Here is a 13,800-nt window from a genome sequence, read left to right as displayed (position 1 = left end):
GGTTACCGTCTTCGCGGCGTGAACTCAGCGTTGTGGCGCCGTTTGGACGGGAATCTGTGCAGTTCGGTACCGGAGCGCACCTAAACAAGCCCGGTATAGAAACCCAGGCCGGTCGGCCGCGTGGTAAACCTCACCGTTGTTCTACGCGTTGAACAGCGACAGATCGTACAGAAATCGGTGTTTGTTCGGTGCCGACAGCCGAATCTCGTTGGTGAACGACTACGACTCGAGCACCGCCTCGCCCCTGCGATACAGCATCAGCCTGCGAGAGTCGATCGCCTGGGCGACTCCACCCTCGATCTGCCCGTGACACTGCTCGGGGTTCAGTACTCAGCCGGCATCGGGGGCCTAGATCGACTGCAGAATGCGCACCCCGCCGGGCTGCACCGAGTGCAGTCGGCGCATAGTTCGGATACTCCGACCAGCGGCGCGACGGTCGGTGCGAGGGAGTCAAGATCGCTGCGTTGCCGGGCAGGAATGATTCGGGTTACAGCACAGACGTCCACGGGGCCCCGTCGAGTGCCGGGAGAGGCCAAACAGCGTCAGGCTGAGCGTGGTTGGGTCGAGCCGTGCGAGCGACCATGGGCGCACGGTAATCGGGATGCACAGAGCAGGCTACCTAACCAGGAACGCAGCATTCACGCTGGTCGACGTGCCGAAGAAACATGGATCGACGCGCCGAAAAAAACTCGGCGGTCAGATGTCGATCGCGTAGACGAGTTCTTCCTGCAGCATGCCGAGCCAGTCGTACAGTTCGCGCAGGAACGGAGTGTCTTCGGTGGCGAGGTTCACGACTCCGTCGGGGGAGATCTGCAGCCGGTCGGCCAGGGTCAGCCGCAGGTCGGTGAGGCTGCGGAGCCAGGCCTGCACGGCGTCTGGGTCGATGCTGACGGTATACGGCTGGCGGTCTGCGGTGTCGGCAGCAGAGACGTCCGTTTCATCGGCGCTGAGTGAGGCGATCGGGTCCGACGCTCGAACGTCACTGTGCAGCGAGCTCAACACTGTTTGCGCGTTCAGTGCCTTCTGCGCGAGCAGGTTGACCGACGTGTACCGGCGAAACTCGGCCGCCGCTTCGTCATCGTCGCGGTAAGCGTCGGGGAGCAGCCGGCCAAAGATTCCGTCGGTCGCGGCGAGCTCGGGGTTGGCGGTGCCGGAGTCGAGCATTTCCAGAAGCTGGGTGGTGGCCAAGCGCAGCAGGTCGACCTCGATCGGTTCGAACCGGCCGAGAAGGGCGCCGTCCTGCTGCACGGTGAACCGCTGGATGGCACTCATTCTTCGGCCTTGGCGAGCGTCGCCCAGAGACCGTAGCCGTGCATGGCTTCGACGTGGCGTTCCATCGTTTCGCGGTTGCCGGTCGCCACGACGGCCCTACCGTTGTTGTGCACCTGCAGCATGAGTCGTTCGGCTTCTTGGGGCGTAACCCCGAAGTAACTGCGAAAGACGTATGCGACGTATGACATGAGGTTGACCGGGTCATCCCAGACCAGGGTGACCCAGGGGCGGTCGAGTGCGATAGCGCTGTGCAGCTCGGTTTTTTCGGCAGTCTTGGTCACCCCTTAAGCCTCACACGGTGCAGCCGTGTTTTCCACCGCCTTGTCATACACCGCCGTGCGGCACCCGGACTCAGGGTGAAGGAATATCCTTGGGGTATGACGTCTCTCGCTCCATCGTCCGCAAGCTCCACTGCGCTGCACCAGGAATCGGTCCCGCTGACCAACATCGATGTTGAACGCATTCGCAACGACTTTCCGGTGCTGCACCAAAGCGTGAACGGGCATCCGCTCACCTATCTCGACTCCGGCGCAACCTCGCAGAACCCGATCAGCGTGCTGGAAGCGGAGCAGGAATACTACGAGCAGCGCAACGCCGCCGTGCACCGGGGCGCGCACACGCTCGCTGTCGAGGCAACCGAGGTGTTCGAAGCGGCCCGCGAGACGGTGGCCGCGTTCGTCGGCGCGCAGGCCGACGAGATCGTCTGGACCTCCAACGCCACCGAGGCCATCAACCTGCTGACCTATAGCTTCTCCAACGCCTCGCTCGGCCTCGGCGGCCTGGCCGCCCGCCAGTTCAGTCTCGGTACCGGCGACGAGATCGTGGTTACCGAAATGGAACACCACGCCAACCTCATCCCCTGGCAGCAACTCGCGCTGCGCACCGGCGCCACGCTGCGCTTCATTCCGGTACTCGATGACGGCACCCTCGACCTGCTCGCCGCAGCGAATGTTGTCGGCCCCCACACGAGACTGCTCGCCTTCACGCATGGCTCGAACGTCACCGGCACGATCAACCCGGTGGCCGAACTCGTGGCCCTGGCCCGCAAGGTGGGCGCGCTCGTCGTGCTCGACGCGTGCCAGACCGTGCCGCACCTGCCCGTGGATCTGAAGGCCCTCGATGTGGACTTCGCCGCCTTCTCTGGCCATAAGATGCTCGGACCGACCGGCATCGGTGCGCTCTACGGCAAGGCCGAGCTGCTCGCCGGCATGCCACCGTTTTTGACCGGCGGCTCGATGATCACGACCGTTGATATGACTCACGCCGAATTCCTGGCGCCGCCGCAGCGCTTCGAAGCCGGTACCCAGCGCATCTCACAGGCCATCGCGCTGGCCGCGGCCGTCGACTATCTGCGGGAGACCGGCATGGATCGGGTCGCAGCGTGGGAGGCCCAGCTCGGCCAGCGCCTGGTCACCGGCCTTGCGGAGATTGACGGCGTACGCCTGCTTGGCCCCGGACTCGGCGTGGAGCGCCTGGGACTCGCCGCCGTCGACGTCGCCGGCGTGCACGCCCACGATGTCGGCCAGTTTCTCGACGATGCCGGCATCGCCGTTCGCGTCGGCCACCACTGCGCCCAGCCCCTGCACCGCAGACTCGGCGTGACCGCGTCAACTCGGGCCAGCACGTACCTCTACAACACAACCGACGAGGTCGACTTGTTTCTGGCCACCCTCGCCGAGGTTGCTCCGTTCTTCGGCGTGAACGGGGGAGTCAAGCGATGAGCGACCTGCAGACTCTCTACCAGACCATCATTCTGGAGCACTCTAAAGCTAGGCACGGAGCCGTCGACCTCGCGCCGCTGACGGACGCCGTATCCCGCGGCGCCGCGAGCGGCCTGCGCGTGGCCGAATCGCACCAGATCAACACGACCTGCGGCGACGAGGTGACGTTGCGCGTCTCGCTCGGTGCTGGTGCTTCTCCCGAGACGGATACCCCTGACTCGACCGCTGGCGCTTCACCGGATACCGCGGTGTCCGATCTGGTCTGGGCCGGGGAGGGCTGCTCGATCTCGCAGGCATCCGCTTCGATTTTGACAGATACGCTGCGCGGCCTCAGTGTCACCGAGGCTCGCGCTCTGCTCGAAAACTTTCGCGAGATGCTGCGCTCCCGTGGCAAGATCGAGCCCGACGAAGAGATTCTCGGCGACGCCGCAGCCTTTGGGGGAGTCTCGCGCTACCCGGCCAGAGTCAAGTGCGCCATGCTGCCCTGGGTAGCCTTCGAGGCTGCTCTGATCGAAGCTGAGTCGCAGTAGTTTCCCGCGCTGCCCGCGAGATGGGACTCTGAGGGTGGCATCTCGCGAAGGTGAGAAGCGCAGGTTCGCAGCTCGCACCCGGTGAGAGGCCAAAGGTGGCATATCGCGAAGGTCGGATGTGGCGGTGGCAGCTCGCGAAGGTGAGGAGCTGAGGGGTGACAGCTCGAAAAGAAAGCTGAGCGCGAGCGTAGTGTCTTAGGCGGCTAGGGCTCCGAGCTCGCCGCGCAGGGGCCAGTCCTGGCCGTCGAGAATGAACTGGGCGCAGACGCCCGTGATGGTATTGACGACGATCGGAGCCATAAGGTTAACCGTGGTCGCCTCTTCGCCTGGGTTGACCACGACGAGCACGATCGCATCGGCGGGCACCACGATCGCCAGCGCATCGGACTGCTCGGTCGAGAGTACCGGGGCGTAGTCGGGCAGGTAGACGCCGGCGTCAAGCACGAACATTCGCGTCTCGGGTTCGGCGGCGGCTTGAAGGGAGTACAACCCCGAGGCACCCTCGATTTCGCTGAGCCGAAAGTCGGTGTGCGGGTCGAGGCCTGGTGGCGGGGTGAGGAAACTCAGCAGCGGGCTTACCAGCGCAGCGCTCGGCGACACTGTGCTCGGTGACACCGTGCTGGGTGACACAGGGGGCATCGAAGAAGAGCTCATCGGAGAAAGTCCATCAGTGTGGGCTGCAATACCTTGGCGGTGACAGCGAGGGCGGATTGGTAAGAAACCTGTTGCAATTGCAGTTCGAGCACGATCTGGGTGAGGTCGACGTCTTCGAGTCCGATTCGTTGGGTTTCGAGCGCGCCGGTCTTGCTCAGCAGGGTCTCTTGTGCACGTTCGATCTGCGTCTGCCGGGCACCAGTGGTGGCCCACTGGCTCGTCATTGTGCTCATCCGGGTGTCGATATCCGTGAGGTGGCTACCGATTGACGGCTCAGCACCCGAGGTATCGCGCAGGCTGGCGACGACTTTGTCGAGCAGGTCGAAAACGGATGCCCCGGCGCTCCCACCGAAAATGGTGGCACCGTCGGCATCCACTTGCACAGTGGTATCGGCGCTGATTCGGCGTTCCACGGTACCCGCCCCGCCCGTGTAGCTATAGCCGCCGAGGCCGTCGTCTTGGAACGCCGCTCCGGCATCCGAATTGCCAGCGAAGACGCTGCGCCCGACATAGGTGGTGTTCGCTTGGGTGAGCAGCTCGGCCTTCAAGCCTTCGAGTTCGACCGCGATGGATTCTTTCGCAGTGGCGCTCACGGCGCCGTTGGAACCCTGCACCGTGAGCTGGAGAACGCGATTCATGATGTCGCTGGTGGCCGACAGGGCGGAGTCAATGGTGGTGAGCCAGTTGTCACCGTCGTCGGCGTTGCGGCTGTACTGGCCTGTCGCAGCCTGCTCGGCCCGCACCGCGAGAGCGGATGCCGCAGCGGTTGGGTCGTCGGACGATCGGTTGATGCCCTTGAGGGTGCTGGCCTGTTCCTGCAGCTTGGAAAGTTGCGCCATGTTGTCTTGCAGGTTGCGCTGGGCCGCGCGCATCTGAGTCTGGCCGGTGACACGAGTGATCATGATTTACCTGCCTACCAGTCCGGTGCGGTTGATCAAAGTATCGAGCATTTCGTCCACGGCTGTCATGACCCGGGCAGCGCCCTGGTAAGCGGTTTGGAACATGAGCAGGTTCACGTTCTCTTCGTCGAGGTCGACGGAGGAGTTGGCGAGCTGCTGGCTTGAGGCGTAGGTGGCCGTTGTGCTGGCCAGGTTAGCCTGCTGTAGCTGCGACTGAGTCGCGACGGCGATCTTGGAGACGAAGTCTGACCAGGTTGCATTGGGGGAGACGACGGCGTCTCCGGTGGAATCAACGGCCTGGCCGGCGCCGAGCTGGGCGATCGTGTCGGCGATGGAACCGTCGTAGGCGCCGTTGGCGATATTGCCAGCGTTGACGTCCGAGCCGGTTTGAGGAATAACGGCCAAAGTACTCGCCGCGTTGTTCTCGTCGAAGGTGAAGAATGCGTTCGACAACGTACCCGATGCATTCGTGCCGGTCGTATAAATGTCATTGACCTTGCCTGCGAGGTCCACGGTGAACTGGTTGTAGGCATCCGCTGCTCGGGTGAGGTCGCCGCCGGGTGCCAACAGCGTCAATGCGCCGGCCATCTCGCCGCCGTCGATGGTTACGGGGGTCGTGCGCGAGGCATCCGCCCATTGCAGGGTGAGTTCGGTGCCAGCCATGGCGTCATCGAGAGTCGAGCCGCCAGACACCGCGAGTGCATTCGCCGTGCCGCCACTGACGAGTGCGTTGCCGCCGATGAGCACATTAACGGTGCCGTCACTCTGCGCGACAACGGATGCCCCGGTGAGCGCCGAGATCGTGGTGGTGAGCAGTTCGCGCTGGTCGAGCAGCTCGTTGGCGTTACCGCCGGTGGCGAGGGTCGTGCGTATCTGCGTGTTCAGAGCGGCCACCTGGCTGGCGGCGGTGTTGAGCTCGGTCACCATGCTTCCGAGGTCGCCGCGCACCGAGGAGTACTCGGTGCTGACGGCCTGGTAGCCCTGGGCCACCATGGTGGTGAGTGCTCCGGCAGTAGAGAGAAGCAGCGCTGCGGGAGTGGCCGAGTCGGAGCCGTTGGAGAGTTCCTGCCAGCCGGCCCAGAAACTGTCGAGCTTGGCGGAAATACCGTTCTCGCCTGGTTCGTTGAGCGAAGTCTCCAGGGTGCTCAGTGAGTTGGCGCGCACCGCGGTGTAACCGGCGGCCGCTGCTGAGTTGCGTACGTGGGCGTCCAGTTGAGCATTGCCGAGGCGGGCGATTCCGTCGACGGAGACGCCCTGGCCCACGCGTGCGCCGCCGGTGAGCTGGCCGGTTTCGGCCACGCTACCGGCGGCCGATGTGGTCACCCGCTGCCGCGTGTAGCCCACGGTGTTGGCGTTGGAGATGTTCTGCCCGACGACGTCGAGACCTTTTCTGGCCGCGACGAGTCCCGAGTAGGCCGTGTTCAGACCGCTGAAGGTGCTCATCGCATTCCTCTCACAGGTTTCGGTCGAAGATGCGGGCGTTCGTCACCGGGGCGCCGGTCGCTCCGCTCGCGTCGTAGGTCTTGGCTCCGACACTGGTACCGACGCCCGCGCTGGCCATGGTCTCTTGGGTCGATCGGGCCGCGTTACGAATAAAGCGTTCGTTGGAGTCGCGCAGTTCTTTGATCTGCGTTGTGAGATCACCCATGGCCTTGAGGTGGGCGGCGAAGATTTCGCCCCACGGGCCGGTCGGGGCGTTGGCGACGAGCTCGCGCAGCGTCGACTCCTCTTGCGTTCCCCACTGGGTCGCGAGGGCGGCTACTTCGACCGAACGGCCGAGGCCGGCTTCGCGCACCAGGTTCAAGACCTGTTCGACCTCTCGGGTGGCGTGCTGCAACCAACGTGACTTGCCACCCTGCAGCAGCAGTTGCTCCTCTTCGAGCTTGAACACCAGCAGTTCTAGGAGTTCGCGTTCGCGCCAAAGCAACGCTGAGAGTTCATTGGCGCCCATCAGTTCTCCAACCACCTTTACCGGTTCAGGCCGGCAGCCACCCACGTAGCCGCATCGATTCCTTCACTCCCACTCTCGGCAGGTCACCCAAATGCGTTAGGAAAAGACTTCGGAATTCACCGCCAAGACCAACAATTTGCTATAAACCTGCCGCCTGAAAGCATGGCCAGACGACCCGATGGGTGATAATCCCCACTTCGAGTGACAGAAAATTCGTCAGATGGGCAAAGAAGTACTACCCATTTACCCTTTTTTTAGGGTAGATTCGACTTAACAGGCCGTGGGGGTCTATCACGTGCGTCGCGCAAGCAGGCACGTTGAGACAGATAGTTGAATATTTTGGGGGGCCGGCTTGTGAATAGGACTGACCGCAATGTCCTCGTCGTCGAGAATCTTCCACTGGTCGGTTACCTCGTTTCCGAGTTGTGGGCCAAGGCCCGTCACCTGTCTCGTGACGACTTGGCCTCGGCCGGCTCGGTTGCCCTCATCACGTCAGCGGATGCCTTCAATCCCGATCTTGGGGTTCCGTTTGGTGCCTTCGCCCGTCGTCGCATCATCGGTGCGTTCGCCGACGAAATGCGTTCCAACGACTGGGCCACCCGCACCGCTCGTCGTCGCATCAAAGAAACTCTCTCGGTGCAGGACACGCTATCAGCGGCTCTTGGTCGCACGCCCAACGTTGAAGAAATAGCCTCTGCACTCGGCGTCGATCGGGAGACCGCTGCGGCGGGCCTGGCGGACGCCGCTCGAACGCTCTCGACACTTGACGGCACGACCGCCGAATTTCTGGTGGCTGACACGGCCATGCCCGAAGCTTCGCTGCTCTCCGACGAGCGCTTGGTGTACCTGCGTGCTGCCATCGCGGCCCTGCCGGAGAAAATGCGCGAGATCGTCGAGAAGGTTTACTTCGACGACCGATCGGTGAAAGAGATTGCGGCAGAGCTGGGAACCACCCATTCGGCCGTGTCTCAAACCCGAGCCGAGGCCATCCGCTTGTTGCGTGATGGTCTAAGCACACATTACGCCGATGATACCGAGGCTGTATATGAGCCGGAGTCACGCATCGCGCCAGCCCGTCGCAGCGCTTATCTCGCTCGACTGGCGGACCTGGCAGCCGTGGGGATGACCCGCGCGGTGCGAGGGCCACTCATCGGGGTTGACGTACCCGAAGCCGCGTGGATCGCGTCCTGACCCCGCAGTAGCAGTTCAATACGTAACTCCACTTCACAAGACAGCACCGGCCCACGGATGGGCCGGGGTGATAATAACATCTCACGGAAGACAAACTCATGAGCATTCAGGTCAACACTTCGAACTCCGCTTCGACGGCTCTGCGCAACCTGGCAGCGTCGCAAAGCGGGCTCGCTCAGCCCACCGTCGCACTCTCTGGCGGTGTTCGGGATCGTGCCGGTGATACCGTCGAATTCAACGGTAAGGCCTCTACCGTGACTACAGAGAAGGTCGCGACTGAGAACAAGCTCGCCGCCAGTACGCCGCTGCGTGATGGCGAGATGGCGGCTCAGATGAGCAAGCACACGCAGGAGAACATCCTCGCGCAGCCGGGTATAGCCATGTCGGCCCAGGCCAACCAGTCGAACTCCGACGTGCTGCATCTGCTCCAGCCCGCACGTAAGTAGTCGTCGCAGCTGCTCCAGCGGCTGCGGGGTTGTACCTGCCCCGTCGACTTGAGTCGGCGGGATTGGGGTTTTTCGGCTCATCGCGCCCTGAGGGGTCGCAGATCGATCGTTCCGCGCACGAAAAGGGTCGATATGCGACACCTCAGGCGACTGGACATTTAGGCTTTACGGCATGGTCGATTTGTCAAAGCACCTCCCGCTCAGTCAGCGCCCTCGCGGTGACGAATCCGGCGTGAATTCGAACTGGCGCGAATATCTGGTCTCCACGCTCACGGCGACCGCCGACCTGCTCGCCGGGCTCGCTCCCGAGCAGTGGGAGGTGCCGAGCCTCTGCACCGGATGGCGGGTTCGGGATGTCGCCGGTCACATTATCTGGCGGGTCGGCAGCTCAAACCGGAAGCTGGTGAGCACCGCGGCCCGCGCCTACCTGGGTCACTTCATCGACCCCAACCGGGCCATCGATGTGCTCAGCCGTGCCGCAGCCGAAGCGCCCCCCGCAGAACTCATCGCGCAGATCAGGCAGATCGCCGCGGAGAAAGCCGCCGGTCAGGGGCGCCACGGTATCTCCGAGCTCACCGAGGCAGTCGTACATGGCATTGACCTGGCGCGCCCGCTCGGTCTGACATTGCCGGTCGCGTCGACGGCAGTGGGCGCCGTAGCCCTGCGCCGAAGCCTGATTGCACCGACCGAGATTAAAGCCGTACTGCGGGTGCGCACGCTGTTGGCGACGGACGCTGACTGGACCATCGGTCGCGGCCCCGAACTTCTCGGTACAGCAGAGTCGCACCTGTTGTTCCTGTTCGGCCGGCCCGGCGGGTCGCTGGCGAGGCAGCTCTAGAATTCTTGCAAGGGTGCGGCACGATGCGGTCTCCTCGGCAAAGGAGCTTCGCCAGGAGCATGGTGCTGCCGCGAACTGTCGCTTGACCGCGATCGAGACGCTATCCGTGCCGTTTTTGTTTCCTACGGTGTTTCCGCAGCTGCGGTCTTCGGTTCCGTGGCCCGACGCGAAGTCGTGCCATCGTCTGATTTAGACCTCTTCGTTTGTTTTCATGACGGAAATCCTCGCGACCTGGTCGGTCTCTTCGAAGCCCTCAGTCGGTTGATAGGGCTCCACGTGGATGTGATCGCTCACGAAACCGTGTTCGCCCAGGCCCAGGCGGCGCGTGTTGGCCGGCCCATTCTGCGCGACACCGTTCCCCTGTGAACGTCGCTGACGTCGAGGCTGTTATGGCGTTGCAGGCCGAGTGAGATCTGGCGCAGCGAGCATCTCGGACCCTAGGCGTAAGTAGAGGGCCGTGCCGGCCTGATAGAGCGCGGTAGCCCCGGAACGGATGCCTGCGGCTGACTTCTCTGCATAGCGAGCGCGGGAGTTGGCCAGTAGTTGGCTGATGTGCCGTCGCGGCACGTGTTTGAGCTCGCGGCACGTGTGCAAACCAGTGCGGGCTTCCCAAACGCGTGCCGTGACGCTCTTCATCGAGTCGTGAGACCCGATGAGCTCCGCCGCGCCTAAATGGATGCTGCCGCACCCTCTCCGACGAGCGCCTCCGACGTCGATGTCGGGCTAGACACGGCGCAACCCGAAATGGGGTGTAGGGAAAAGTGCGTAAAACGGGGGCTACGGCGTGTTGCTACATTGAACATCGATTTCTACTGATTGCTGGCATAGACCAACTGAACCTCGATATGGGGGTCAAAGAATTCGACGCAAAAAAAATTCTACGGCGTGTCGCGTGGTTCATTCAAGAATATGGTCTTGATCTGGTTTTTAACAAATACACCCACTCGGGGACTTCGCATTGACTGGAGCGACAGCGGGGGAGTAGAGCTGTCGCGCAAGCGGGGGTGGCGTGTTTTTAGGGCCGAAGGGCTGGGGGAGGCGGGGCGGCGTGGACGGCGTGAGCCGCGACATCCGCGTAACAACGCGGTTGAATCGAGATTGAACGGGTGAAAGTGCCGCCGGATCCAGCGCGGGACGGGCCTCTTGGACAGAGCGAGAACGGAGAAATTAAAGTTAATGAGATTAAATCGCCGGATTTCTTACCCCCATTCGGGGGGCGGCCGGTAGATGTAGGTACCGGCCCATGGATGGGCCGGTTTAACAACACTCACTCACTCACTCACGGAGGAATCATCATGGGCATGCAGGTCAACACAAACATCGCGGCAAACAACTCTGACCGCAACCTCGCAACCTCGCAACCTCTCAACAACGCAGAACGAACTGTCTAAGTCGCTGGAAAAGCTATCCAGCGGCCTGCGCATCAACCGTGCCGCGGATGACGCAGCTGGTCTGGCAATTTCGGAAGGACTCAAGTCGCAGGTCGGTGGCCTCACGGTCGCCAGCCGAAACTCTCGGACGCCATCAGCGTCATTCAGACCGCTGAAGGTTCGCTCAACGAGGTCACCTCGATCTTGCAGCGCATGCGCGATTTGGCTGTTCAGGCCGGTAACGACTCGAACAGCGTGGCCTCACGAGAGGCGATTACGACGGAAGCTACGGCGCTGACCGAAGAGCTCGTTCGAATCGCTGATACCACGAATTTCACCGATAACGACCTGCTCAAGGGTGGCTCCCTAAGCTTTCAGGTCGGAGCGAATGCGAACGACACGATCTCCGTCGGTCTCGCAGACATTGAAACAGTCGCGGCCAACCTGAAACAGTCTCCGGCCTCCGTGGTCTACAACGCGTGAACTGATGCGACTGCAAAAACACTTGCCGGTGTCCAGTCTTTCAATATAAAAAATGCTGACAACACGCTCACCTCTATCAAGACGGCGTCATTCACGGCAGGCGGCGTGCAGACTGTTGCTCAGCTCGCCGCGGCATTGAATGCAGACGATCAGTTCAAGAACAATCTCTATGCCAGTGTTGACTCGTCTAACAAGATGAGCATCAAGTCATTGGTCGGGGGAACGGTTGACCTGGCGCTTTCTCACGCGACAACTGGAACGGGCGCTGGAACGGATGTTCCTGCCGCTGCGGGTACGTCCGCATTGGACTTCTCGTCTTCAGCTGGAGCTACAGCCGAGATTGCGACTCTAACCGCCCAAATCGGCACGGTTTCAACTTCACGTGCCGACCTCGGTGCGCAGCAGAACCGTTTCGAGAGTGTCATCAAGAACCTGGACGTCTCCAAGGAGAACCTCACCGCTGCGGGTTCGCGTATTCGCGACACCGACATGGCGGAGGAAATGGTCAAGTACACCCGTGCGAATATCCTGTCGCAGGCCGGAACCGCCATGCTCGCGCAGGCGAACCAGAGCAACCAGGGAGTGCTGCAGCTCCTCCAGTAACACCTGAAGAGGCGTCACCAGCGGGATCGAAGTCGGATCCAGGCAAGGTGGCATCCGCTCATGAATGCAAATTCGTGCAGCGGATGCCGCCGGGCTTATTCGTCGTGCCGCAAACTTTTTCGTGATTTCTTCTAACCCTTTGTTGCACCCGCGCCGATAGCTTGGGGTGCTGGCCCATGGATGGGCCGGTGATAGTTAGACCCAATCACGGAGGATTCATCATGGGCATGCAGGTAAATACCAACATTGCGGCAAACAACGCGTACCGCAACCTCGCAACAACGCAGAACGACCTGTCCAAGTCGCTGGAAAAGCTCTCCAGCGGCCTGCGCATCAACCGTGCAGCGGATGACGCAGCTGGTCTCGCAATTTCCGAAGGCCTGAAGTCGCAGGTCGGTGGCCTCACGGTCGCCAGCCGCAACGCTCAGGACGCCATCAGCGTCATCCAGACCGCTGAAGGTTCGCTCAACGAGGTCACCTCGATCTTGCAGCGCATGCGTGACCTCGCTGTTCAGGCCGGTAACGACTCGAACAGTGCGCAGTCCCGTAACGCGATCAGTACCGAGGTCACCGCCCTTCACGAAGAACTCGTGCGCATCAAGGACTCGACCAACTTCAACGGCACCAAGCTGTTGGATGGTCCCAATGCCGCAGGTACGAGCATCCTCAACTTCCAGATCGGTGCTGACGGCAATTCCGCCAGCCAGATGTCGGTGGATCTTGAGAGTAGCGACATTGGAGAAGTAGCTAACGCGCTCAAATTTGGAACGACAGTGGGTGAGGCGCTGTCCTTCGATCTCGCCGATGCAAACCTGAGCACAATCAGAACTGCAATCGCGGATGATGCTTCCTACCTGGATGACGCCGGTACCGGGCCCGCGGACGCCAAGATCACGTTCACCACAGGGAACCAGGACGTTAACGTCTTTCTCGACGGCACCGCTAGGACGGACGTAGAGCTGGCAGCTGCTCTCAATGCCAATGAGGACTTTAGTCGCACGTACTCTGCGACGAATGAACCTGTGCTCGTGGACGGTGAGCCGACAGGAGCTACCACGCTTGTTATCGCGAGGCGTGAGATAGATCCGGAAAGCAACGGGAGTGACCTCATTACTACCGTCGCCTTCCAGACCGGTGCTCAAATCGAGACCGCAGCGGCTGGCACCACCGGCAGTCCCGTCATGGTTCGCGACGATGTACTACTCGGCTTCAACACTGCGGCAGAGGCGCAGGCGTCCATCACTGCGATCGACGAGCAGATCACGGCCGTCTCCACGGCACGTGCCGAGCTCGGTTCGTACCAGAACCGGTTCGAGAGCGTCATCAAGAACCTGGCCGTCTCGAAGGAGAACCTCACCGCTGCCGGATCGCGTATTCGCGACACCGACATGGCCGAGGAAATGGTCAAGTACACCCGTGCGAACATCCTGTCACAGGCCGGAACCGCTATGCTCGCGCAGGCGAACCAGAGCAACCAGGGAGTGCTGCAGCTGCTTCAGTAACACCAGCACAACCGAACGAACAGGTCGATTTTGATCTGAGCCTGGCCGCAGCCGCGGAGCGAATTGGACGTCGCCCCTCGGCTGTGGCCAGGCTATTTTCATGTCATGACCTCTGTTTCGTAGACATGGTCGCGTTGGTCGATGGAGATCTCGGCAAGCTCGATCAGCGGTGGGGGTGGAGGTCGCTTAGTGTCGCGGGCGACCTACGAGTCGCTCCCATCCCGTTGGTCGAGCTCGTCGAGACCCGCGTGGACTGGCGCGAGCCGGTCTCGGAACGTCCCCGTCCCGTTGGTCGAGCTCGCCGAGACCCGCGTCGACTGACGCGAGCCGGTCTCGGAAC

At 62.1% G+C, this 13,800-nt stretch carries 14 protein-coding genes and 2 pseudogenes; 9 read left to right on the top strand and 7 right to left on the bottom strand.

Annotation, left to right across the window (positions count from 1 at the left end; genetic code table 11):
• Positions 1–273: 273 nt before the first annotated feature.
• From CXY75_RS20805 to clpS, 3 genes and pseudogenes are all read right to left on the bottom strand, one after another.
• Positions 274–378 (bottom strand): annotated as a pseudogene (locus CXY75_RS20805) (molybdopterin cofactor-binding domain-containing protein); the annotation flags it as partial.
• Positions 379–696: 318 nt separating this feature from the next.
• The gene (locus tag CXY75_RS06975) at positions 697–1,272 is read right to left on the bottom strand and encodes a DUF2017 family protein (RefSeq protein ID WP_104082103.1); all 576 of its coding nucleotides are present in this window, start codon (positions 1,270–1,272) and stop codon (positions 697–699) included.
• Positions 1,269–1,553, bottom strand: a complete 285-nt coding sequence (clpS, locus tag CXY75_RS06970; RefSeq protein WP_104082102.1) for an ATP-dependent Clp protease adapter ClpS — start codon at positions 1,551–1,553, stop codon at positions 1,269–1,271. Before clpS ends, CXY75_RS06975 begins: the two co-directional genes overlap by 4 nt.
• A gap of 96 nt (positions 1,554–1,649) precedes the next feature.
• Between clpS and CXY75_RS06965 the strand changes: the two genes are divergently transcribed.
• The gene (locus CXY75_RS06965; RefSeq protein ID WP_104082101.1) at positions 1,650–2,993 is read left to right on the top strand and encodes an aminotransferase class V-fold PLP-dependent enzyme; all 1,344 of its coding nucleotides are present in this window, start codon (positions 1,650–1,652) and stop codon (positions 2,991–2,993) included.
• The gene (gene sufU / locus CXY75_RS06960; RefSeq protein ID WP_104082100.1) at positions 2,990–3,523 is read left to right on the top strand and encodes a Fe-S cluster assembly sulfur transfer protein SufU; all 534 of its coding nucleotides are present in this window, start codon (positions 2,990–2,992) and stop codon (positions 3,521–3,523) included. The genes CXY75_RS06965 and sufU overlap by 4 nt, the downstream gene beginning before the upstream one ends.
• 195 nt (positions 3,524–3,718) lie before the next feature.
• On the opposite strand, the gene CXY75_RS06955 is transcribed toward sufU, so the two are convergent.
• From CXY75_RS06955 to CXY75_RS06940, 4 genes are read right to left on the bottom strand one after another with little or no spacing between them, the layout of a single operon-like run.
• Positions 3,719–4,153, bottom strand: coding sequence for a flagellar assembly protein FliW (locus CXY75_RS06955; RefSeq protein ID WP_233201782.1), 435 nt, complete (start codon positions 4,151–4,153; stop codon positions 3,719–3,721).
• A 20-nt stretch (positions 4,154–4,173) separates the two neighbouring features.
• A complete protein-coding gene (flgL, locus tag CXY75_RS06950; protein ID WP_104082098.1) occupies positions 4,174–5,079 on the bottom strand; it encodes a flagellar hook-associated protein FlgL in 906 nt (301 codons plus the stop codon).
• A 3-nt stretch (positions 5,080–5,082) separates the two neighbouring features.
• Positions 5,083–6,519, bottom strand: coding sequence for a flagellar hook-associated protein FlgK (gene flgK, locus CXY75_RS06945; protein WP_104082097.1), 1,437 nt, complete (start codon positions 6,517–6,519; stop codon positions 5,083–5,085).
• Positions 6,520–6,529: 10 nt separating this feature from the next.
• A complete protein-coding gene (locus CXY75_RS06940; RefSeq protein ID WP_104082096.1) occupies positions 6,530–7,027 on the bottom strand; it encodes a flagellar protein FlgN in 498 nt (165 codons plus the stop codon).
• A 354-nt stretch (positions 7,028–7,381) separates the two neighbouring features.
• Between CXY75_RS06940 and CXY75_RS06935 the strand changes: the two genes are divergently transcribed.
• The 7 genes and pseudogenes from CXY75_RS06935 to CXY75_RS06910 all read left to right on the top strand — a co-directional run bounded on the left by CXY75_RS06935 (position 7,382) and on the right by CXY75_RS06910 (position 13,460).
• Positions 7,382–8,218, top strand: a complete 837-nt coding sequence (locus CXY75_RS06935; protein WP_104082095.1) for a sigma-70 family RNA polymerase sigma factor — start codon at positions 7,382–7,384, stop codon at positions 8,216–8,218.
• A gap of 98 nt (positions 8,219–8,316) precedes the next feature.
• The gene (locus CXY75_RS06930) at positions 8,317–8,664 is read left to right on the top strand and encodes a flagellin (RefSeq protein ID WP_104082094.1); all 348 of its coding nucleotides are present in this window, start codon (positions 8,317–8,319) and stop codon (positions 8,662–8,664) included.
• A gap of 172 nt (positions 8,665–8,836) precedes the next feature.
• Positions 8,837–9,502 (top strand): maleylpyruvate isomerase family mycothiol-dependent enzyme, encoded by a 666-nt coding sequence (locus tag CXY75_RS06925; RefSeq protein ID WP_104082093.1) that lies wholly within the window; start codon positions 8,837–8,839, stop codon positions 9,500–9,502.
• A 75-nt stretch (positions 9,503–9,577) separates the two neighbouring features.
• Positions 9,578–9,868 carry a nucleotidyltransferase domain-containing protein gene (locus tag CXY75_RS20725; protein ID WP_104082092.1) on the top strand — a complete coding sequence of 97 codons (291 nt, stop codon included), beginning with the start codon at positions 9,578–9,580 and terminating at the stop codon, positions 9,866–9,868.
• A 969-nt stretch (positions 9,869–10,837) separates the two neighbouring features.
• A pseudogene (locus tag CXY75_RS20465) lies at positions 10,838–11,355 on the top strand (hypothetical protein).
• 105 nt (positions 11,356–11,460) lie between these two features.
• Entirely contained in the window at positions 11,461–11,958 is a 498-nt protein-coding gene (locus tag CXY75_RS20990; RefSeq protein ID WP_369826693.1) for a flagellin, read from the top strand.
• A gap of 221 nt (positions 11,959–12,179) precedes the next feature.
• Complete coding sequence (locus CXY75_RS06910; protein WP_104082091.1) at positions 12,180–13,460, top strand: flagellin; 1,281 nt, start codon at positions 12,180–12,182, stop codon at positions 13,458–13,460.
• Positions 13,461–13,800: the final 340 nt, after the last annotated feature.

It is taken from the genome of Cryobacterium sp. Y11 (assembly GCF_002929535.1).
GTDB lineage: Bacteria > Actinomycetota > Actinomycetes > Actinomycetales > Microbacteriaceae > Cryobacterium.
The sequence above is the reverse complement of the archived record's forward strand: the minus strand, read 5'-3'. Positions and strand labels throughout refer to the sequence as shown.

What these genes read in the sequence shown, in the direction of transcription:
- CXY75_RS06975 (WP_104082103.1), bottom strand. Translation starts at nt 1,272, where the DNA reads ATGAGTGCCATCCAGCGGTTCACCGTGCAGCAGGACGGCGCCCTTCTC.
- CXY75_RS06965 (WP_104082101.1), top strand. Translation starts at nt 1,650, where the DNA reads ATGACGTCTCTCGCTCCATCGTCCGCAAGCTCCACTGCGCTGCACCAG.
- sufU (WP_104082100.1), top strand. Translation starts at nt 2,990, where the DNA reads ATGAGCGACCTGCAGACTCTCTACCAGACCATCATTCTGGAGCACTCT.
- flgL (WP_104082098.1), bottom strand. Translation starts at nt 5,079, where the DNA reads ATGATCACTCGTGTCACCGGCCAGACTCAGATGCGCGCGGCCCAGCGC.
- flgK (WP_104082097.1), bottom strand. Translation starts at nt 6,519, where the DNA reads ATGAGCACCTTCAGCGGTCTGAACACGGCCTACTCGGGACTCGTCGCG.
- CXY75_RS06940 (WP_104082096.1), bottom strand. Translation starts at nt 7,027, where the DNA reads ATGGGCGCCAATGAACTCTCAGCGTTGCTTTGGCGCGAACGCGAACTC.
- CXY75_RS06930 (WP_104082094.1), top strand. Translation starts at nt 8,317, where the DNA reads ATGAGCATTCAGGTCAACACTTCGAACTCCGCTTCGACGGCTCTGCGC.
- CXY75_RS06925 (WP_104082093.1), top strand. Translation starts at nt 8,837, where the DNA reads ATGGTCGATTTGTCAAAGCACCTCCCGCTCAGTCAGCGCCCTCGCGGT.
- CXY75_RS06910 (WP_104082091.1), top strand. Translation starts at nt 12,180, where the DNA reads ATGGGCATGCAGGTAAATACCAACATTGCGGCAAACAACGCGTACCGC.